Consider the following 20,367-nt stretch of genomic DNA (forward strand, 5'->3'; position numbering starts at 1 on the left):
GTATAATCACTTCTTCGCTGTCATTACATCTGCTACTTGTGTTGCTAAAGATTTTGCAGACTCAGGACCACCGAAAATCCAAGTGTCGCCTTTTAATTTATACATTTTGTCTTCTTTTTTGAACTTTAATTCTTCCCAAGCAGGATTGCCTTTTAGTTGAGTGTCAAAAATGTTATCTTCATCCGCTACAATGTAAATGAAGTTTGAATCTTGTACACTTTGTAATGATTCCACAGTTGTTTGTTTGAAACCGTCTGGCTCAGATTTTCCGGCTTCAAATGTATTTGTTAAACCTAATTTTTTTGTAACTTGTAAAGCTGTAGAATTGTCAGTCAAGATACGGAATGTTGGCACATTTTTAGCTGTAAATGCTTGTGCCATTGCAATGTTTTTATCTTTTAAGTTTGCTTTGTCAATTTTTGCTTTTGCATCAGCAAATGTTTTATCCATATCAGCTAATACTTTTTTACCTTCTTCTTCTTTTCCAACTGCTTTTGCAATTTGTTTAAATGTTTCTGTCATTTCAGCAAAGTGATCGTTATTGCTTGTTGATGGGTCGAACATAACTGTCGGTGCAATTTGTTCTAATTCATTTTTAATCGCTTTACCACGGAATGAAGCTGTAATGATTAAATCTGGTTTTAGACGGCTAATTTCTTCTAGGTTTGGTTGTTGACGAGTTCCTACATCTACAACATCTTTATTTGGTTTTGTTGCTGTATTTACCCATTTATTATAATTCTTAATGTCTGCCATCCCTACAGGCTGAACACCAAGAGCTAATAAGTCTTCTGAATATACCCACTCAAGTACAACAACTTTTTTCGCTGGTTTATCTAACTTCGTTTCCCCTTCAGCGTGTTTAATTGTTATAGCTTGCTTTTTGTCGTCTGTCTTTGTTTCTTTTTTCTCCTCTTTTTGCTGTCCACATCCAACAGCGAATAGAAGAACTACTATGAAAATACTGATAATTTTCTTCATTTTCTGCCCCCAAAATAATTTTTTTATTTGTAATAAACGATATTGAAAATCGTTATCAATTATAACAACCAAATCATACTATGGGGATATTTTAAGTGTCAATATATTTTTAAAATTTTGACGAAAAATAACATATTATGAGGATTTTTATATATTGTAGTCGCCATTTAGAAGAGTAAGCCTCTTTACTAAAAAATTGGCGAATATGGGGAGTTTGGATGGGAATTGGGCTGTGTATGAAAGTGCAATGTGTGTGGTTAATAATCTGTGTAGATGGGGCGAAAGTACAAGCGAAAGGAGAGGGAATCGCATGTAATAATTACTAGAATGTATGGAGTAAATCTGTGCTTAGCTCCACTGAGTAAAGTATTTCTTTGTTATTTAGATAGGTGTTTTCTAATTTGTTGTTTGTACTTAAAAGATTGAATTTGAAGGAAGTGATCAACATGTCTTCATGGCTCAATAATACAAATGGATATTGTGGGTGTAATAATCAAAATGGTGTACATGTTGATTCATGCTGTTTTAGTTGCGACGGGACAGTTCCTAAGATCGGTCCAACGGGTCCAACAGGAGTAACGGGAGCAACGGGATCAACAGGAGCAACGGGAGCAACAGGAGCAACGGGTCCAACGGGAGTAACGGGAGCAACGGGAGCAACGGGTCCAACGGGAGCAACAGGAATAACGGGATCAACAGGTCCAACAGGCGAAACAGGAGCAACAGGCACAAGTATAACGGCAACATATGCTTTTGCAAATAATACGTCGGGTACAGCAATATCGGTACTACTTGGTGGAACAAATGTCCAGCTTCCGAACAATCAGAATATCGGTCCAGGGATTACAGTGTCTGGGGGGAACACAGTATTTACAGCTGCAAATGCAGGGAATTATTATATTTCATATACAATTAATATAACAGCTTCGTTATTAGTAAGTTCACGAATTACAATTAATGGAGCGCCGCTTGCTGGGACTATCAATGCTCCTGCGCTAGCAACCACATCTTTTAGTGCAACAATTATTACGACCTTGGCAGCGGGAAGTGCAATCAGTCTGCAATTATTTGGTTTGTTAGCTGTTGCAACATTATCAACAACTACCCCAGGAGCGGTGTTAACGATTATAAGATTAAGCTAACTAATAACTCTCTTACTCTTTTAAGATTAGGAGAGTTTATACATATAATAAGAAGTTAATGAAGTAAAGCATAGTTATATAAAAGTCAGAATATTATGATTGTAACGCTGTGGTGACTATAATATAATGAAAACAACCATCATGAATGAACATTCATTTATTTTTTTATGTATTTGAAGGGGGAATGAAGGTGGAAAAACCTTGGTTGAAAAGTTATCCAGAGGAAATTCCTAGTACTATTTCTTATGATATTCAGCCACTTCATGGATATTTAGAGAAAATGGTTTCTCGTTATCCAGAAAAGAAAGCGCTTCACTTTTTAGGTAAAGATATTACATTTTCAGATTTCCATGACAAGGTAAAGAAGTTTGCGAATTACCTTCAAAGGCTTGGTGTTGAAAAGGGTGATAGGGTTGCGATTATGCTACCGAATTGTCCGCAATCTGTAATTGGTTATTATGGTATTTTGCTTGCGGGTGGTATTGTCGTACAAACGAATCCTCTTTATACAGAAAGAGAGCTTGAGTACCAACTCTATGACTCGGGAGCAAAAGTAATTCTTTGTCTCGACTTAGTGTTTCCAAAAGTGACGAATGTTCAATCTTCTACAAAAGTTGAACATATTATCGTAACTCGTATTGCAGATTTTTTACCCTTCCCTAAAAATCTATTGTATCCATTTGTACAAAAAAAGCAGGCAAATCTTGTTGTGAATGTGTTGGAAAGTGAAACGATTCATCTATGGAAATCAGTAGAAAGAGAAAGTAATGCTAATGTTGAAGTTCCATGTGATCCTGAAAATGATCTAGCGCTTTTGCAGTATACAGGGGGAACGACAGGATTTCCTAAAGGAGTTATGTTAACGCATAAAAACCTCGTTTCGAACACATTAATGGGAGCACATTGGCTATATAATTGTAAAGAAGGAGAAGAAGTAATCCTCGGCGTCCTTCCGTTTTTTCATGTGTACGGGATGACAGCTGTAATGAATTTAAGTATTATGCAAGGATATAAAATGGTCCTTATTCCGAAGTTTGACATGAAAATGGTTTTTGAAGCTATAAAAAAACATAAAGTCACACTATTTCCAGGGGCACCAACTATTTATATTGCACTTTTAAATAGTCCTCTTTTAAAAGAGTATGATATTTCTTCTATCCAAGCTTGTATTAGTGGTTCTGCACCGCTCCCGGTAGAAGTACAGGAGGAGTTTGAGAGAGTTACAGGCGGTAAATTAGTAGAAGGTTATGGATTAACGGAATCATCACCAGTTACACATGGGAATTTTTTGTGGGAAAAACGTGTGCCAGGAAGTATTGGGGTGCCGTGGCCAGATACAGAGGCAATCATCATGTCACTTGAAACAGGAGAGGCATTACCGCCAGGTGAAATTGGTGAAATTGTTGTTAAGGGCCCACAAATCATGAAAGGGTATTGGAATAAACCAGAGGAAACGGTAGCTGTACTGCAAGATGGCTGGCTCCATACAGGTGATGTAGGATACATGGATGAGGATGGCTTTTTCTATGTGAAAGATCGTAAGAAGGATATGATTGTTGCTAGTGGTTTTAACGTCTATCCTCGTGAAATAGAAGAAGTATTATATGAACACGAAAAGGTGCAAGAAGTAGTAACAATCGGTGTTCCTGATCCGTACCGAGGTGAAACTGTAAAAGCGTTTGTTGTTTTGAAAGAAGGCGCCGAATGTTCTGAAGAGGAACTAGATCAGTTTGCGCGTAAATATTTAGCAGCTTATAAAGTCCCGAAAGTATATGAGTTTAGAAGTGAGTTGCCGAAAACGACGGTAGGCAAAATTTTACGCCGTGTTCTAATAGATGAAGAGAAGAGAAAGAATGAGGATGAGCAAACGGGCTGAGGCCCTTTCTTTTTGAAAAAATAGGATTGACACTTTTCTAAATAGTCAGTATTATAAGAATATGAATGACTATTCATTCAGTCATCTTCTTGAAGGGGACAGTAAAGTGAAGAAAAATAGACCGAAATATAATCAAATTATTGATGCAGCAGTCATTGTGATTGCGGAGAATGGATACCACCAAGCGCAAGTTTCTAAAATCGCAAAGCAAGCTGGGGTAGCTGACGGCACGATTTATTTATATTTTAAAAATAAAGAAGATATATTAATATCCTTATTCCAGGAGAAGATGGGGGAATTTGTCGAAACAATTCGTCAAAAAACAGCAGGAATTGAAAGCGCTGTAGCGAAGTTATTCATGTTGGTAGAAACGCACTTCTTGCTGTTGTCACAAAATGATCCTCTTGCTATCGTTACACAATTAGAGCTAAGGCAGTCCAATCAAGACTTGCGCCTTAAAATAAATGATGTATTAAAAGGCTACTTACAAGTTATGGATGAGATTTTAGAGACAGGTATAAAGCAAGGTGAATTCCAAGCGGATTTAAATGTTCGCGTGGCAAGACAAATGATCTTTGGAACAGTAGATGAAGTTGTGACCAATTGGGTAATGAGCGATCATAAGTATGATCTGGTCGCACTTTCAAAAACGGTACATGGGCTACTTATTGCAGCTTGTGGTTATCGTCAATAATGGGAGGGGTCATGTTGAAATTCCTATCTGTAAGAGTTGAAGACCATATCGCGGTGGCAACGTTAAACCACGGGCCAGCGAATGCAATGTCTTCACAAGTTATGCATGATGTTACTGAGTTAATCGATCAAGTGGAAAAGGATGATAACATCCGTGTTGTTGTTCTCCATGGTGAAGGACGCTTTTTCTCAGCAGGAGCAGATATTAAAGAATTTACATCTGTTACTGAAGCGAAGCAAGCGACTGAACTGGCGCAGCTTGGACAAGTTACGTTTGAGCGCGTAGAAAAATGTTCAAAACCAGTTATTGCGGCAATTCATGGAGCGGCACTTGGCGGCGGCCTTGAGTTTGCTATGTCTTGCCACATGCGCTTTGCAACTGAAAGTGCAAAACTTGGTTTACCTGAATTGACACTTGGATTAATTCCTGGCTTTGCAGGTACACAGCGTTTACCACGTTATGTTGGGAAAGCAAAAGCTTGTGAAATGATGTTAACAAGTACACCAATTACTGGTGCAGAAGCATTAAAATGGGGGCTTGTTAACGGAGTGTTCTCTGAAGAAACACTTTTAGACGATACGCTTAAAATTGCAAAACAAATTGCAGGGAAAAGTTCAGCAACAACTCGTGCTGTATTAGAGTTATTGCAAACAACAAAATCGTCTCATTATTATGAGGGTGTACAGCACGAAGCTCAAGTTTTTGGTGAAGTATTTACGAGTGAAGATGGAAGAGAAGGTGTAGCGGCATTTTTAGAAAAGCGTAAACCTTCATTTAGTGGCAGGTAGTTCAATTATTTTTTTAATATAAATTAACAGAATCTTAAAATTGATAGAATCTTTCTGAAAAATAAGGGGGTAAATGGAATGAACATCTACGTACTCATGAAACGAACATTTGATACAGAAGAAAAAATCGTAATTAAAAACGGTGCAATTTACGATGGCGAAGCGGAATTCATCATCAACCCTTACGATGAATATGCGATTGAAGAAGCAATTCAAGTAAGAGATGCACAAGGTGGAGAGGTTACTGTCGTAACAGTTGGTGGCGAAGATAGTGAGAAAGAACTTCGTACTGCACTAGCGATGGGCTGCGATAAAGCGGTATTAATTAATATTGAAGATGATGTTGAAAATGGTGACCAGTTCACGACGGCGAAAGTACTTGCTGAATATTTGAAAGATAAAGAAGTAGATTTAATTTTAGGTGGGAACGTTGCGATTGATGGTGCATCTGGACAAGTTGGTCCACGTGTAGCAGAAGCGTTAAATATTCCATATGTAACGACAATTACAAAGCTTGAAATTGACGGTACAAATGTAAAAATCGAGCGTGATGTTGAAGGGGATACAGAAGTAATTGAAACATCATTACCGGTTTTAGTAACAGCACAACAAGGTTTAAATGAACCGCGTTATCCATCGCTTCCAGGTATTATGAAAGCGAAGAAAAAGCCACTAGAAGAAGTAGAATTAGATGATTTAGATTTAGAAGAAGAAGATGTGGAAGCAAAGACAAAAACAATTGAAATCTATTTGCCTCCTAAGAAAGATGCAGGAAAAGTGTTACAAGGCGAGCTGCAAGATCAAGTAAAAGAACTTGTATCATTGCTCCATACAGAAGCGAAAGTAATCTAATAAAATACGAAATTATATATGCAGGAGGGAAAATCTATGGCTCGTAAAGTATTAGTAATGGGTGAAGTTCGTGACGGATCGCTACGTAACGTTTCGTTTGAAGCGGTAGCAGCAGCAAAAACAATTGCAGAAGGCGGTGAAGTGGTAGGTCTTCTAGTTGGAGACGGCGTTGCCTCTTTTGCAAATGAATTGATTCATTACGGTGCAGATCGCGTTGTGACAGTTGAAAATGATAAATTAAAATCATATACGTCTGATGGTTATGCACAAGCGTTTTTAGCTGTATATGCTGAAGAAAAACCAGAAGGTATTGTATTTGGGCATACAGCGCTTGGTAAAGACTTATCACCAAAATTAGCGGCGAAACTTGAAGCTGGTTTAGTTTCTGACGTAACTGCTTTAGAGGTTGAAGGTGGAAATGTTATCTTCACGCGTCCAATTTACTCTGGTAAAGCGTTTGAGAAGAAGATCGTAACAGACGGTATATTATTTGCGACAGTGCGTCCAAATAATATTGCAACTCTTGAAAAAGATGATTCTCGCACGGGTGAAGTGTCATCTATTACAGTTGATGTGAAAGATTTACGTACAATTATTCAAGATGTTGTTCGTAAAACTGCAGAAGGTGTTGACCTTTCTGAAGCGAAAGTTATTATCGCTGGCGGACGCGGTGTGAAGAGTGAAGAAGGATTTAAGCCATTAAAAGAGTTGGCTGACGTATTAGGCGGCGCTGTTGGGGCATCTCGTGGTGCTTGTGACGCTGAGTATTGCGATTACTCATTGCAAATCGGTCAAACTGGTAAAGTTGTTACGCCAGACTTATACATTGCATGCGGTATTTCTGGTGCGATTCAGCATTTAGCTGGTATGTCTAACTCAAAAATAATCGTTGCGATTAATAAAGATCCAGAAGCAAGTATCTTCAAAGTAGCTGACTACGGTATTGTCGGTGACTTATTTGAAGTCGTACCTCTTTTAACAGAAGAGTTTAAAAAGTTAAAAGTACATTCATGATTTGAGTACCCTTGAGTTCCAAGTGAAGTACCCCTATATATAGAAAAAGGTGAGAGATCCCCTGTCTCTCATCTTTTTAGTATTTAATCCGTATTTTTATATAGTATAAAGGAACGTTTTTTTGTTACAATACATAACGATACATATTATTCGCCACGTATATAAGATAATGATATACTCTTGGTAGAATATACTTGAAGGAGGAAATAAAATGGCAATTGTAAATGCAAATGACCAAAGCTTCGCATCTGAAACTAGCGAAGGTGTTGTATTATTAGATTTCTGGGCACCTTGGTGTGGCCCTTGTAAAATGATCGCTCCTGTATTAGAGGAAATCGATGCAGAACTAGGCGAAAAAGTAAAAGTAGTAAAAGTAGACGTGGATGAAAATCAAGAAACTGCTCGTCAATTCGAAGTAATGAGCATTCCAGCTCTTTTCGTATTAAAAGACGGTAAAGTGGTTGATCAAGCATTAGGTTACAAACCGAAAGAAGCGTTAGTAGAATTAGTTTCTAAACACTTCTAAAATAAAGAAGCTACCATTTGGTAGCTTTTTTTATTTTCTTTTTTACAGGCTTTCCGTTACAATAAAAGAACGTATGTTGGGTGTTTTGGCATAGTATGTTTTCGTGTGAAAATAAAAATGCTAAGCATGTAGAAATGGAGGTAGACGAGTGCACGAACATTTGAAAGAGAAGCTGGCTATTTTACCAGATCAACCTGGTTGTTATTTAATGAAAGATAAGCAAGGAACGGTTATATATGTCGGAAAGGCAAAAGTGCTTAAAAATCGTGTGCGCTCGTACTTCACTGGTTCGCATGATGGGAAAACACTTCGGCTTGTAGGAGAAATTGTAGATTTTGAATATATTGTAACCTCCTCCAATTTGGAGGCTCTTATTTTAGAGTTAAATTTAATAAAAAAGCATGATCCAAAATATAATATTCAATTAAAAGATGATAAAACATATCCGTTTATTAAAATTACAGCTGAAAAACAGCCGCGCTTACTCATTACGCGAAACGTAAAAAAAGATAAAGGAAAGTATTTTGGTCCTTATCCGAATGCACAATCCGCTCATGAAACGAAAAAACTGTTAGATCGTATGTATCCGCTTCGTAAATGCACGAATATGCCAGATAAAGTTTGCCTGTATTATCATATGGGCCAATGTTTAGCGCCGTGTGTGAAGGAAGTGACGGAAGAACAAAATAAAGAAATTGTAGATGAAATTATTAAGTTTTTAAATGGCGGGCATAAAGAAATCCGTTCAGAATTAGAAACAAAGATGTATGAGGCTTCAGAGAAGCTAGAATTTGAACGAGCGAAAGAATTGCGAGATCAAATTGCTCATATGGATGCAATTATGGAAAAACAAAAGATGATTATGAGTGACTTAGTGGATCGTGATGTATTTGGCTATGCAGTTGATAAAGGATGGATGTGCGTTCAAGTTTTCTTTGTTCGAAAAGGAAAGTTAATTGAACGTGATGTTTCGATGTTTCCAATCTATGATGAACCGGAAGAGGGATTTTTAACATTTATCGGTCAGTTTTATGAAAACAGTAGTCATTTTAAACCGAAGGAAATTGTCGTTCCCGGAAGTATAGACTCAGAATTAGTAGAGCGCTTTTTAGAAGTTGAAGCGACACAGCCGAAACGTGGTAAGAAAAAAGATCTTGTAGAATTAGCAAATAAAAATGCGAAAATTGCTCTTGAAGAAAAATTTTATTTAATTGAACGTGATGAAGAACGGACGATTAAAGCTGTAGACCATTTAGGGAAGCAGCTCGGGATTGAAACACCTTATCGTATTGAAGCATTTGATAACTCAAATATTCAAGGGACAAATCCTGTTTCTGCAATGATTGCTTTTATTGATGGGAAACCAGCGAAGAAAGAATATCGGAAATATAAAATTAAAACGGTTCAAGGACCAGATGATTATGAGTCTATGAGAGAAGTTGTGAGACGACGTTATACGAGGGCATTAAAAGAGAATTTACCTCTGCCGGACTTAATCATTATTGATGGCGGAAAAGGGCATCTTGCTGCGGCTAGTGATGTTCTTGAAAATGAACTTGGTTTATATATTCCGATGGCAGGACTTGTAAAAGATGATAAGCATAAAACATCGCATCTCATTATTGGGGACCCGCCGGAACCTGTAATGCTTTCGAGGAATAGCCAAGAGTTTTATTTATTGCAGCGTATTCAAGATGAAGTGCATCGATTTGCGATTACATTCCATCGTCAATTACACGGAAAATCTGTTATTCAATCAGCACTAGATGATATTCCGGGAATCGGTGATAAACGGAAAAAGGTATTGTTGAAACATTTTGGTTCATTAAAGAAGATGAAAGAGGCTTCTGTAGCGGAATTTGTCGAAGCGGGTATGCCGAAAAATGTCGCGGAAACAATTTATACTTATTTAACAAAACAGAAGACGTTGTAGTTTACAATGTCTTCTGTTTTTTGTTATAATTTCTGAAGATTTGAAATAAAAACATCTGAATGAAAATACAAAAAAGTCAACTAAACTTATATGTCTAGTTGACTGTAGATAATGCTACACTTCAATGGAATCTTTTATATCCCATTTCACAAGAAATGTAATAGAGTCTGAACGTTTTTTCTGTTCTTCGTAGGACTCAGCAACGACGTTTCGTTGCTTCTGAATTTGCTCAGCGATGAATCCAGCTTCTAATTGATAAGAAGAATGTCTTTTTTGTTTTTGACGTTCAGTAATGAGTGTGCCTTTAAGTTGGAACTGCATTTCACGACGTTTATGTTCAATAATGCTTAAAGTGCCCCAACCAGCTTTTTCAAAGAACTGAATAACTTCTTCAATTGTTTCTAGCGGATATTTTCTTGCAAGGTTTCTACCGGCCCAGTATAAAATACCATCTAAATCGTTACCAATTAAATCAGGTAGTAATTCTTCACGTAGCAATTCATAAGCGAAGGCGTTCAATGAAACATCTTCTAAAGATGTTATATCGATTGTATTTTTGCTCACAATATTCCCCTCTTTCTATAGGGATTATTATATAACATTTCCCATTTATAAAAACAGATTTTTCTTTATGAAAATCTGAATATATAAGAAGAAAAAAAGAATTGGCAAATTATATGCAAATTATGTATACGTTTTCTTGACGCTTCGACAAAAATAGGAGTAAAATGAACTTGGTATCAAATTATGCTGAAATATTTCGAATAATTTTTTCAGTTTTTCTTATGCCAATAGTGAAAAAACATTATTGTTGTAAATTAATCTGAAAACAGCAGTCAAACATTCAAGGGGGTAATGGGGACATGAAAGGCCGCGAGTATACGTTTCGTAAGTGGCACTCATTAATGGGGGTCATCCCGGTTGGTGTCTTTTTGACGCAACATTTAATTGTAAACAACTTTGCAACAAGAGGAGCAGAGGCTTTTAACAAAGCTGCAGGCTTTATGGAGCTCCTTCCATTCCGGTATGCGCTAGAAATTTTCATCATCTTTTTACCTATACTGTACCATGCTATATATGGCTTATATATTGCATTTACAGCTAAGAACAATGCGGTATCTTACGGTTATTTCCGTAACTGGATGTTCGTCTTCCAAAGAATTTCAGGTATCGTTACGCTGATCTTCATTTCTTGGCACGTCTGGGAAACTCGTATTCAAGCAATGTTAGGTAAAGAGGTAAACTATGATATGATGGCAGATATTTTAAGCAATCCAGCTATGTTTGCATTCTACTTAGTTGGTGTTGTTTCAACAATTTTCCACTTTGCAAATGGACTATGGACATTCTGCATTAGCTGGGGAATTACAGTATCTCCACGTTCACAAAGAATCTCTACTTATGTAACATTAGCTATTTTCTTAGGACTATCTTATGTAGGTGTGAGTGCATTATTAGCGTTCATCGATCCACAGCTAGCAAACCAGTAAGGAGTGGGAGAGCATGAAAGGGAAACTTATAGTAGTCGGCGGTGGCTTGGCCGGCTTAATGGCAACGATTAAAGCGGCAGAAGCAGGAGTAAATGTTGAACTATTTTCTTTAGTACCAGTAAAACGTTCACATTCTGTATGTGCCCAAGGCGGAATTAACGGTGCCGTAAATACGAAAGGTGAAGGGGATTCTCCATGGATCCACTTTGACGATACAATTTATGGTGGGGATTTCTTAGCGAACCAACCACCAGTTAAAGCAATGTGTGAAGCAGCACCTGGTATTATTCATTTAATGGACCGTATGGGTGTTATGTTCAACCGTACGGAAGAAGGACTTCTTGATTTCCGTCGCTTTGGTGGAACGCAACATCACCGTACAGCATTTGCTGGTGCAACAACTGGACAGCAATTACTATACGCATTAGATGAGCAAGTACGTCGTCACGAAGTAGCAGGACTTGTAACGAAATATGAAGGTTGGGATTTCTTACGAGCTGTTGTTGATGACGAAGGTGTGTGCCGAGGAATCGTTGCACAAGACTTACAAACTATGGAGATTAAAAGTTTCCAAGCTGATGCCGTGATTATGGCAACAGGGGGCCCTGGTATCATCTTTGGAAAATCAACTAACTCTATTATCAATACAGGTACAGCAGCATCTGCTGTATATCAACAAGGCGCATATTATGCGAACGGTGAGTTCATTCAAATCCATCCAACGGCAATTCCTGGGGACGATAAGTTACGTCTTATGAGTGAATCTGCACGTGGTGAAGGTGGACGTGTTTGGACATATAAAGATGGTAAGCCATGGTACTTCTTAGAAGAGAAATATCCTGCTTACGGAAACCTTGTACCTCGTGATATTGCAACGCGTGAAATCTTTGATGTTTGCGTAGAGCAAAAACTAGGTATTAACGGTGAAAACATGGTGTACTTAGATCTTTCTCATAAAGATCCGAAAGAACTAGATATTAAACTTGGTGGAATCATTGAAATCTATGAGAAATTTACAGGGGATGACCCTCGTAAACTACCAATGAAAATCTTCCCAGCTGTTCACTATTCAATGGGCGGACTATGGGTTGACTATAAACAGATGACGAGTATTCCAGGTTTATTTGCAGCAGGTGAGTGTGATTACTCAATGCACGGTGGTAACCGCCTTGGTGCAAACTCACTATTATCAGCAATTTACGGTGGTATGGTAGCAGGACCGAACGCAATTGAGTATATGAAAGGTCTTTCTAAATCATCTGATGCTGTTTCATCTACTGTGTATGAACAAAATGAATTAATCGAAACAGAGAAATTTAACAATATTTTAACGCTTGATGGTAACGAAAATGCGTATGTTCTGCATAAAGAGCTTGGAGAATGGATGACAGATAACGTTACAGTAGTTCGTGAAAATAAAAAGTTATTAGAAACAGATGCAAAAATTGAAGAGTTAATGGCTCGTTACAAACGTATTAACATTAACGATACAGCAAGATGGAGTAACCAAGGTGCTTCGTTTACACGTCAACTTGCAAATATGTTTGAGTTAGCACGTGTTATTACAATTGGCGCATATAACCGTAATGAAAGCCGCGGAGCGCATTATAAACCAGAATTCCCAAATCGTGATGATGCAAACTTCTTAAAAACTACGATGGCGAAATTTGAGGGAGAAGGAAATGCACCAGCATTCCATTACGAAGACGTGGATGTTTCATTAATTAAACCACGTAAACGTGACTATTCTTCAAAACATGATGTAGCTGCTAAGGGTGAAGAGAAGGGGGATAAGCAACATGTCTGAGAAAACAATCCGCCTCATCATTACAAGGCAAGATGGACCAGATGCGCAAGAATTTGACCAAGAGTTTGAAATTCCGTATCGTCCAAATATGAATATTATTTCGGCACTTATGGAAATTCGTCGTAATCCTGTTGATTCAAAAGGAAACAAGACGACTCCGATTGCATGGGATATGAACTGTTTAGAGGAAGTATGTGGTGCTTGTTCGATGGTGATTAATGGAAAACCACGTCAATCATGTACAGCTCTTATTGACCAGTTAGAACAACCAATTCGTTTAAAGCCGATGAAGACATTCCCAGTTGTACGTGACTTACAAGTTGACCGTAGCCGTATGTTTAATGCGTTAAAACGCGTTAAAGCTTGGATTCCAATTGACGGTACGTATGACCTAGGACCGGGACCAAGAATGCCTGAGAAAAAACGTCAATGGGCTTATGAACTTTCAAAATGTATGACATGTGGTGTGTGCTTAGAATCATGTCCAAACGTAAACAGTAAATCTGACTTTATTGGACCAGCGCCGTTATCACAAGCGCGTTTATTCAACTCACATCCAACTGGTGAAATGCATAAAGCAGATCGCTTACGTGCAATTATGGGAGATGGAGGACTTGCAAACTGTGGTAACTCTCAAAACTGTGTGCAATCATGTCCAAAAGGTATTCCATTAACAACTTCAATTGCAGCATTAAACCGTGATACAACAATTCAATCGTTCAAAGATTTCTTTGGTAGCGACAATAACTATTAATAAATATTGCCTCTTCATCTTGAAGAGGCAATATTTATAATATTATTTTTCAGTCTATTCTGTTTATTTGAAAGGAAGGAGAGAGAACCATGAAAAGAGTTTCTTACATTGAAGACTTTGAGAAGTGGGAAAGTGGTTTTTCATTTTACAATCCTGTAAAAGTTCGTTTTGGGGAAGTAGATATGTTTGGGCATGTAAATAATGTCGTTGCTTTTACTTATTTTGAAGAGGCTCGTATCGCACTATTTAAAGAGCTCGGATTTATGCAAGAATGGACACATGAATCATCAGAAACGATGATCGTTGTTGCTGATTTACAATGTAATTTCATTAAGCAAATTTATTTTGATGAACAGTTGAAGGTGTATGTAAAAGCAGGATCAGTTGGGAATTCTTCTTTAGATTTACACTATATGGTGAAAAATGCAGAAGGAGAAGTATGTTTAGTTGGCCGTGGAATGATGGTTCAAGCATCGAAAAAAACAGGAAGAGGCGAACCGTGGCCTGAAGAATGGAAGAAAAAATTACTACAATGATAGAGTGAAAGAAAAATAAGAGAGCAAATCGCTCTCTTATTTTTTGTCGTCCATCGCTTCCTCTAATGTTAAATGATGTTTATATATGTAGGTAGCGTATGGATTACCAACGTAGCGTAAATGCCACGGTTCATATGCATATTCTGTTGTTTCTGTTTTATCTTCTAAATAACGAATAACAAAACCAAATTCGTGGGCGTGTTCCGCAACCCATTTTCCTTCTGCAGTCTCTCCGAAGATAGGCTCTAATTGGAATTTAGCAGATTTTGAACTAATGTCCATTGCTAAACCAGTTTGATGTTCACTCGTCCCAGGAATTGCACTTACTGAATTCGCTTCAGCTTTTCCTTGGCGCTTAATATATGTGTTATGTAATGATTGTTGACGTTTGTAAGAACGATAACCTGAAACTGCTGTCAGTTCTATTCCTTCTTCTTTTGCTGCTTGGAACATGTTTTCAAGAGCGTCTGCAGCATCTTGACGAAGTAATGTTTTCTCTTTATCTTTTGGACTAGTAAATGGTACGTTCGGTTTCGTTAAATCTTCTGGAATGTACCCATCTGGTAATTTGCGATGTTTATTGACTAATACAAGAGCAGAATCTGGATTTGTTACAACGGAAAAATTATCATCTAGCTTCTTTGCATTATGATCAGCTTTTGGAAAAGCAGGAATCTCTTCTTTTTGGTGGTTACTATGTTTTTGACTTTCGACAGCTTTCGCCTTGTTTTGTAGAGGTGATTTAGAGCCGAAATAAGTGAAAGATGTGATACCAATTACAATAGTAGCGGCAGAAATAATTATTTTCTTTTTCATGATGCCTTGTAATTACAGTCCTTTCTTAATAAAATACGTATCGTTTTTTTATTATAAATCTAGTTTATTGAAAAAGAAATATAAGAGTCGTAACGTAATAGAAATGCAAAGAAAATGTCAGAAAATATCAGAAAATGTGTGAAATTGTAGTATTTTTTTATATAATTCATTTCTTATCTTTCATGAAATTCATTTTTTATGTAATATATACATATAAGAAGATGTAGCGATTATCGAGGATAAAGAACTTCTTGTATAGACTAGGAGTGAATGGGAATGGATTTTGCAACAATTATTGGAATCATTTTAGGAGTAGTGGCGGTAGTAGTAGGGATGATCGTCAAAGGCGCTGACGTAATGGCCTTAATTAATCCTGCCGCGGCATTAATTATTTTTGTCGGTACATTTGCTGCAGTATGTATAGCATTTCCGGTGGATCAACTAAAAAGGATTCCAAAATTATTTAAAGTTCTTTTTGGTTCAAATAAAAAAGATTTAAGTTATGAGCAGTTGCTAGAATTATTTGTTCATTGGACATCTGAAAGTAGAAAATACGGTATTTTGTCTTTAGAGCAACAATTAGATAAAATTCAAGATGAATTTCTTTTACGTGGCATGAAGTTTGTCATTGACGGTGTATCGGCAGAGGATTTAGAACAAATTTTAGAAGCTGAATTAGAAGCGATTGAAGAAAGGCATGCAAAAGGAGCTACTATTTTTTCGCAAGCGGGTACATATGCACCTACATTAGGGGTTTTAGGTGCTGTTATTGGTCTTGTGGCTGCACTTGGAAATTTAACTGATATTGAAAAACTAGGACATGCTATTTCAGGTGCGTTTATTGCAACAATTTTTGGTATCTTTTCAGGTTATATACTATGGCATCCATTTGCAAATAAATTAAAGCAAAAATCTGCAGCTGAAATCGAGAAAAAACGTTTAATTATTGATTGTTTATTAATGTTACAAGAAGGTACATATCCGTTTATTATGAAGAACCGCATTTTAGGTGCACTTTCTGCAACTGAGCGTAAAAAGCTAGAAAAGGGAGCAGAAAAAAATGCGGAGTAAAAAAAATAGAAGAGGCAAAAAGAAAAAACATGATGAACATATTGATGAAACGTGGTTAATTCCATATTCTGATATGTTAACGCTGTTATTTGCATTGTTCATCGTTTTATTTGCAATGAGTAGTATAGATGCTGCGAAGTTCAAACAGATGGCAGTGGCTTTTCGAAGTGAGCTAGCAGGTGGAACGGGAAATAAAGAGTTTTTAAGTGATCAAAAGCCGAATAATGAGAAAGAGTTATCGGCAAGTAGTTTAGAGTCTGAGCAGAATAAAAAAAATGCTGAAGCTGAAGTGAAGAAGCAAGAAATGAATGAATTAAAAGCGTTACAAAAAAGTATCGATAAGTATATTGAGGAAAAGCAATTATCTTCTTCTTTTAAAACCGATTTAACTGAAAAAGGTTTAATGGTAACAATATTAGAAAATGTACTATTTGATTCAGGGAAAGCAGATGTGAAGTTGGAATCGTTAGGGATTGCAAAAGAGATGTCTAACCTACTTGTTTCCGCATCACCTCGTGAAATTACAGTATCTGGCCATACGGATAATGTTCCTATCGCAAATGCGCAGTTTGCATCAAATTGGGAATTAAGTACACAGCGTGCTGTTAATTTTATGCAGGTTTTACTTCAAAATAAAGAATTGCAACCAGAAAAATTTAGTGCAATTGGTTACGGAGAATACCGTCCGATTGCTCCGAACAATACACAAGAAGGAAAAGCAAAAAATAGACGTGTTGAAGTGTTTATTTTGCCTTTAACGAGAAATATGCAATAAAAGAGGATGGCGAATGCCGTCCTCTTTTATTTTGCATCAAATGATTTTAAGTTGTCACGGCGGATTTTATCTTTTTCTGTATCTGATTTTTTGAAATCATAATCATATAAAGCACCTTCCCAATCGCCGTACATTGGATTAGGGAAAACGATGAATTTCTCACCAAATTGTGCTTTTGAATCTGCTACTGTTTGATTGCGATCTTTTACCGATTTTCCATCAAATCCAGTGAAATCAGATAAGTTATCACCGAAGAATAAGACAATATCGTGTGTTTGAGAAACGAGTTCACGGCGTTTTTCTTTTCCCTTTTCTTTCGGATCTTGTAGTAATATATGTTCTTTCGTTGCTTGAGGAGCACCTACACGCTCAAGATTTTTAATTGTCGCATCTAGTTGGTTCGTCTTGCGATTTGAGATGTAGTAAATATCTACACCTTTAGATTCTGTATATTTTAAGAAATCAATTGCGCCTGGAAGAGCTTCGGCTTCAGCTTTATTAATCCAGTCATCCCATTTATAAGGGTAGCCTTTTCCTGTTTTTACGCTCATTGCTTGATGAGGACTGTTATCTAAAACGGTTTCATCTAAATCAAGTAAGATAGCAGGTTTTTTTTCTGTCCCTTTTGCAAGGGCTGCATCAAGCTTCAATTGACCAATATTGTATCCTTGGTAGTATAGCGCTTTCGTTTCGCCAGCTGTTTGATACCATAAATCAGCCATTAATTGCTGGTCTGTTAATTGTACTTTCTCTTCTTTCGCCATTGTTTTCTCTGGTGTTCCTGAACATGCTACAAGCGATGTGGAAAGAACGGCTACAGATAATAAAGTGGTAATACCCCTTTTCAGCTTCATATGTATCCTCCTCGATGTTAGAAAATCATTTAATATTATATATCGAAATATAATACTTTTTTTATGAACATTTGCATATTGTCTTTTGTATATGTAGTAGTCTGTCCTATATTAGAAAGGTGAGTTAAATAATAATACCTGTTTTGACAAGTTGTATTGTTGTAATGACAATTATAATTGACAAAAATAAGGTTTTTATTTACAGTTTTAACTAAAAGAAACAAATATTGGATTAGGTGTGGTGATACATATAAGAGAATGAAATATAGTACTATATTTCATTCTGAACAATCATAGGATTTAACAGAGAGTACGAATGATACTAAAGGGGAGGCTTTATACTTTGAGTTTACAAATTCAAAACTTAACGAAACTATTTGGAGAATCAAAAGCAGTTAACGGTTTGCAAATTTCGTTACCAAAAGGTGAAGTGCTAGGATTGCTTGGACGAAATGGTGCAGGGAAAACAACAACAATCAAGATGCTTCTTGGATTATTAACACCTAATGAAGGTTCTATTACATGGGATGGAAAAACATTTGGGAATAGTGGGGTAACGATTGGATACTTACCAGAGGAAAGAGGCTTATATACAAAAAGTAGAGTAATAGATCAGTTGCGATATTTTGGTAGATTAGAAGGAATGTCGAAGAAAGAAGTAGATCGCGCTATTGATCACTGGTTAGAGCGATTAGCAATCCCGGAATATAAATTTAAAACGGCAGGAGAGCTTTCAAAAGGGAATCAACAAAAAATCCAATTAATTGCTGCTCTTCTTCATGATCCGGAACTTCTCATTTTAGATGAACCATTTAGCGGACTAGATCCGGTTAATGCGGGAATGTTAGCTAGCATTATTGAAGAACAAGTACAGAGCGGAAAGACGATTATTTTATCCAGTCATCGCATGGAACAAGTAGAGGCTTTTTGCCAACAAGTATGTATTTTGAAAAAAGGTGAAGCAGTCGTAAAAGGACAGTTAAGTGATATTAAGAAAGAATACGGTTTCCGTAATTTAACGATTGAAGATACTGAAGAGAATGAAAAGGGATTAGAAGCTATACATGTTCCGTATGAAAAACAACAAGGCCTTCTTTATGTGAAAGTACAGGGCGATGCAGAAGCTCTCAACATTTTGCAACAGTTGCAAGAACAAGGTGTTAGCTTACGACAATTTAAAATGTTAGAGCCGACGTTAAACGAAATCTTTGTAGAGAGGGCGAAATAAAGATGCGTAAATTTTCTCATGTATTTTCATTCTATTTTAGAGAAGCGTTTTTATCTAAAAAATCATTAATTACAAGTGCAATATTATTTTTAGTTGTGTTTGGGATCTTTGCATTTAATCATTTTACTTCAGGCGATGATAAAAATAAGGATAAAGATAAAATTGCAGTTGTAACGGAAAGTTCCACATATAAAGTACAAAAAGAAGAGTTAACTAAGCTATTGCCATCAGCAAAAATAACTGTCGGTTCAAAAGTGGATTTTGATAAACTGCATAAACAAGTAGAAGATGGCGAACTGGATGGTTTATTTCATGTAACCGAAAAGAATGGAGTTCCAGAGGTTACGTATATGTTTAATAAGTTACCTAGTGAAACAACTTCTACAATTATAGCTAGTTATTTAAAAGCGCAATATACGGCAGTAACAATTGCTAAACATAATGTTTCACCGGAAATTGCACAGCAATTGCAAACCGAAATTTCTGTGAAACAAGAAGCGATAAAAGATCGTTCTGCTTCCGCAGGAATTGCATATTTCTTTACATTTGCTTTGTATATGTTTATTATCATGTTCGGAAGTACAATTGCGATGAATATAGCTTCTGAAAAAGCTTCTCGCGTTATGGAAGTTATGATTCCGAAAGTAAAACCACTGACGATGATGTATGCAAAAATCTTAGCGGTTGTTTCAACGGCGTTATTACAACTTGCCGTATTGGCATGTGGTTACTTGGTTCCTTGGTTACTAGGATGGGTAGATCTAGAAAATGGTTCATTATTTGGAGCACCAATTGATTTTACAAAGATAGATGCACAAGTTATCGGTATGTTCCTTATTTATTTTGTTACAGGATATTTCCTTTATGCGATGATGTATGCGGCTGCTGGTGCGGTTGTCTCTAGGACTGAGGATTTACAAGGTGTTATTTTGCCAGTGTCTATTTTAATAATGGCAGCATTCTTTATAAGTATTAAATCGCTAGGTGATCCAAATAGTACTGTTGTTGTTGTAAGTTCTTACGTTCCGTTCTTCACCCCGATGATTACATTCTCACGCTTTGTAGCTGGTGAAGCTGGTATGTTAGAAATTACGATAACAATGGCGGTTCTTTTAGCGACAATCGGTATATTAAGTGCTGTTACAAGCCGTATCTATGTAAACGGTGTAATGAATTACTCAGACAAAGTGAAATTTAAAGATTTAGCGAAATTTATAAAACGTCAATAAA

Annotated in this window: 20 protein-coding genes; 16 read left to right on the plus strand and 4 right to left on the minus strand. The window is 36.8% G+C overall.

Annotation, left to right across the window (positions count from 1 at the left end):
* Positions 1–6: 6 nt before the first annotated feature.
* The gene (locus tag COI75_RS05490) at positions 7–981 is read right to left on the minus strand and encodes an ABC transporter substrate-binding protein (protein ID WP_000720875.1); all 975 of its coding nucleotides are present in this window, start codon (positions 979–981) and stop codon (positions 7–9) included.
* Positions 982–1,427: 446 nt separating this feature from the next.
* Here COI75_RS05490 and COI75_RS05500 point away from each other — a divergent pair, with 446 nt between their 5' ends.
* The 8 genes from COI75_RS05500 (at position 1,428) to uvrC (ending at position 9,806) form a co-directional block, all read left to right on the plus strand.
* On the plus strand, positions 1,428–2,123 hold the full coding sequence (locus COI75_RS05500) for a BclA C-terminal domain-containing protein (RefSeq protein WP_098448254.1): 696 nt from the start codon (positions 1,428–1,430) through the stop codon (positions 2,121–2,123).
* Between the two features lie 190 nt (positions 2,124–2,313).
* Entirely contained in the window at positions 2,314–3,999 is a 1,686-nt protein-coding gene (locus tag COI75_RS05505) for a long-chain-fatty-acid--CoA ligase (RefSeq protein WP_000414727.1), read from the plus strand.
* Positions 4,000–4,105: 106 nt separating this feature from the next.
* Complete coding sequence (locus COI75_RS05510) at positions 4,106–4,693, plus strand: TetR/AcrR family transcriptional regulator (protein WP_000742216.1); 588 nt, start codon at positions 4,106–4,108, stop codon at positions 4,691–4,693.
* Between the two features lie 11 nt (positions 4,694–4,704).
* Positions 4,705–5,481 (plus strand): enoyl-CoA hydratase, encoded by a 777-nt coding sequence (locus COI75_RS05515; protein WP_002095250.1) that lies wholly within the window; start codon positions 4,705–4,707, stop codon positions 5,479–5,481.
* A gap of 78 nt (positions 5,482–5,559) precedes the next feature.
* Complete coding sequence (etfB, locus tag COI75_RS05520; RefSeq protein ID WP_001029037.1) at positions 5,560–6,333, plus strand: electron transfer flavoprotein subunit beta; 774 nt, start codon at positions 5,560–5,562, stop codon at positions 6,331–6,333.
* 36 nt (positions 6,334–6,369) lie between these two features.
* Positions 6,370–7,347: an electron transfer flavoprotein subunit alpha gene (gene etfA / locus COI75_RS05525; protein ID WP_000101954.1), complete on the plus strand. Its 978-nt coding sequence runs from the start codon at positions 6,370–6,372 to the stop codon at positions 7,345–7,347.
* Positions 7,348–7,558: 211 nt separating this feature from the next.
* Positions 7,559–7,873, plus strand: a complete 315-nt coding sequence (gene trxA / locus COI75_RS05530) for a thioredoxin (protein ID WP_001018946.1) — start codon at positions 7,559–7,561, stop codon at positions 7,871–7,873.
* A 148-nt stretch (positions 7,874–8,021) separates the two neighbouring features.
* The gene (gene uvrC, locus COI75_RS05535) at positions 8,022–9,806 is read left to right on the plus strand and encodes an excinuclease ABC subunit C (RefSeq protein WP_000544281.1); all 1,785 of its coding nucleotides are present in this window, start codon (positions 8,022–8,024) and stop codon (positions 9,804–9,806) included.
* 114 nt (positions 9,807–9,920) lie between these two features.
* Here uvrC and COI75_RS05540 read toward each other — a convergent pair whose 3' ends face one another.
* Complete coding sequence (locus COI75_RS05540) at positions 9,921–10,370, minus strand: YslB family protein (protein WP_000042213.1); 450 nt, start codon at positions 10,368–10,370, stop codon at positions 9,921–9,923.
* A 299-nt stretch (positions 10,371–10,669) separates the two neighbouring features.
* On the opposite strand from COI75_RS05540, the gene sdhC reads away from it, so the two are divergent.
* From sdhC to COI75_RS05560, 4 genes are all read left to right on the plus strand, one after another.
* Positions 10,670–11,296: a succinate dehydrogenase cytochrome B558 gene (sdhC, locus tag COI75_RS05545; RefSeq protein ID WP_000678358.1), complete on the plus strand. Its 627-nt coding sequence runs from the start codon at positions 10,670–10,672 to the stop codon at positions 11,294–11,296.
* 13 nt (positions 11,297–11,309) lie between these two features.
* Complete coding sequence (gene sdhA / locus COI75_RS05550) at positions 11,310–13,103, plus strand: succinate dehydrogenase flavoprotein subunit (protein WP_000676747.1); 1,794 nt, start codon at positions 11,310–11,312, stop codon at positions 13,101–13,103.
* On the plus strand, positions 13,096–13,857 hold the full coding sequence (sdhB, locus tag COI75_RS05555; protein ID WP_001291829.1) for a succinate dehydrogenase iron-sulfur subunit: 762 nt from the start codon (positions 13,096–13,098) through the stop codon (positions 13,855–13,857). The genes sdhA and sdhB overlap by 8 nt, the downstream gene beginning before the upstream one ends.
* A gap of 89 nt (positions 13,858–13,946) precedes the next feature.
* On the plus strand, positions 13,947–14,393 hold the full coding sequence (locus COI75_RS05560; protein ID WP_000832686.1) for an acyl-CoA thioesterase: 447 nt from the start codon (positions 13,947–13,949) through the stop codon (positions 14,391–14,393).
* A 36-nt stretch (positions 14,394–14,429) separates the two neighbouring features.
* Here COI75_RS05560 and COI75_RS05565 read toward each other — a convergent pair whose 3' ends face one another.
* Positions 14,430–15,209 (minus strand): M15 family metallopeptidase, encoded by a 780-nt coding sequence (locus COI75_RS05565; protein ID WP_000726847.1) that lies wholly within the window; start codon positions 15,207–15,209, stop codon positions 14,430–14,432.
* Positions 15,210–15,485: 276 nt separating this feature from the next.
* On the opposite strand from COI75_RS05565, the gene motA reads away from it, so the two are divergent.
* Positions 15,486–16,280: a flagellar motor stator protein MotA gene (motA, locus tag COI75_RS05570; protein ID WP_000344848.1), complete on the plus strand. Its 795-nt coding sequence runs from the start codon at positions 15,486–15,488 to the stop codon at positions 16,278–16,280.
* Positions 16,270–17,055, plus strand: coding sequence for a flagellar motor protein MotB (gene motB, locus COI75_RS05575; RefSeq protein WP_001256742.1), 786 nt, complete (start codon positions 16,270–16,272; stop codon positions 17,053–17,055). The genes motA and motB overlap by 11 nt, the downstream gene beginning before the upstream one ends.
* Before the next feature lie 26 nt (positions 17,056–17,081).
* Here the strand turns inward: motB and COI75_RS05580 are convergent, their stop codons facing one another.
* Complete coding sequence (locus COI75_RS05580; RefSeq protein ID WP_000769498.1) at positions 17,082–17,909, minus strand: 5'-nucleotidase, lipoprotein e(P4) family; 828 nt, start codon at positions 17,907–17,909, stop codon at positions 17,082–17,084.
* 343 nt (positions 17,910–18,252) lie between these two features.
* Between COI75_RS05580 and COI75_RS05585 the strand changes: the two genes are divergently transcribed.
* Together COI75_RS05585 and COI75_RS05590 are read left to right on the plus strand one after the other, a co-directional pair.
* Entirely contained in the window at positions 18,253–19,137 is an 885-nt protein-coding gene (locus COI75_RS05585; RefSeq protein ID WP_000058108.1) for an ABC transporter ATP-binding protein, read from the plus strand.
* 2 nt (positions 19,138–19,139) lie between these two features.
* Entirely contained in the window at positions 19,140–20,366 is a 1,227-nt protein-coding gene (locus COI75_RS05590) for an ABC transporter permease (RefSeq protein ID WP_001224969.1), read from the plus strand.
* The last annotated feature ends 1 nt before the right edge of the window (position 20,367 follow it).

Source organism: Bacillus cereus, assembly GCF_002564555.1.
GTDB lineage: Bacteria > Bacillota > Bacilli > Bacillales > Bacillaceae_G > Bacillus_A > Bacillus_A cereus_K.

Bases quoted from the DNA above. Each gene is read 5' to 3' on its own strand.
- trxA (WP_001018946.1), top strand. From the start codon at position 7,559: ATGGCAATTGTAAATGCAAATGACCAAAGCTTCGCATCTGAAACTAGC.
- motA (WP_000344848.1), top strand. From the start codon at position 15,486: ATGGATTTTGCAACAATTATTGGAATCATTTTAGGAGTAGTGGCGGTA.
- COI75_RS05565 (WP_000726847.1), bottom strand. From the start codon at position 15,209: ATGAAAAAGAAAATAATTATTTCTGCCGCTACTATTGTAATTGGTATC.
- COI75_RS05515 (WP_002095250.1), top strand. From the start codon at position 4,705: ATGTTGAAATTCCTATCTGTAAGAGTTGAAGACCATATCGCGGTGGCA.
- COI75_RS05590 (WP_001224969.1), top strand. From the start codon at position 19,140: ATGCGTAAATTTTCTCATGTATTTTCATTCTATTTTAGAGAAGCGTTT.
- COI75_RS05560 (WP_000832686.1), top strand. From the start codon at position 13,947: ATGAAAAGAGTTTCTTACATTGAAGACTTTGAGAAGTGGGAAAGTGGT.
- COI75_RS05490 (WP_000720875.1), bottom strand. From the start codon at position 981: ATGAAGAAAATTATCAGTATTTTCATAGTAGTTCTTCTATTCGCTGTT.
- sdhC (WP_000678358.1), top strand. From the start codon at position 10,670: ATGAAAGGCCGCGAGTATACGTTTCGTAAGTGGCACTCATTAATGGGG.
- etfB (WP_001029037.1), top strand. From the start codon at position 5,560: ATGAACATCTACGTACTCATGAAACGAACATTTGATACAGAAGAAAAA.
- sdhB (WP_001291829.1), top strand. From the start codon at position 13,096: ATGTCTGAGAAAACAATCCGCCTCATCATTACAAGGCAAGATGGACCA.
- sdhA (WP_000676747.1), top strand. From the start codon at position 11,310: ATGAAAGGGAAACTTATAGTAGTCGGCGGTGGCTTGGCCGGCTTAATG.
- COI75_RS05500 (WP_098448254.1), top strand. From the start codon at position 1,428: ATGTCTTCATGGCTCAATAATACAAATGGATATTGTGGGTGTAATAAT.
- etfA (WP_000101954.1), top strand. From the start codon at position 6,370: ATGGCTCGTAAAGTATTAGTAATGGGTGAAGTTCGTGACGGATCGCTA.
- motB (WP_001256742.1), top strand. From the start codon at position 16,270: ATGCGGAGTAAAAAAAATAGAAGAGGCAAAAAGAAAAAACATGATGAA.
- COI75_RS05580 (WP_000769498.1), bottom strand. From the start codon at position 17,909: ATGAAGCTGAAAAGGGGTATTACCACTTTATTATCTGTAGCCGTTCTT.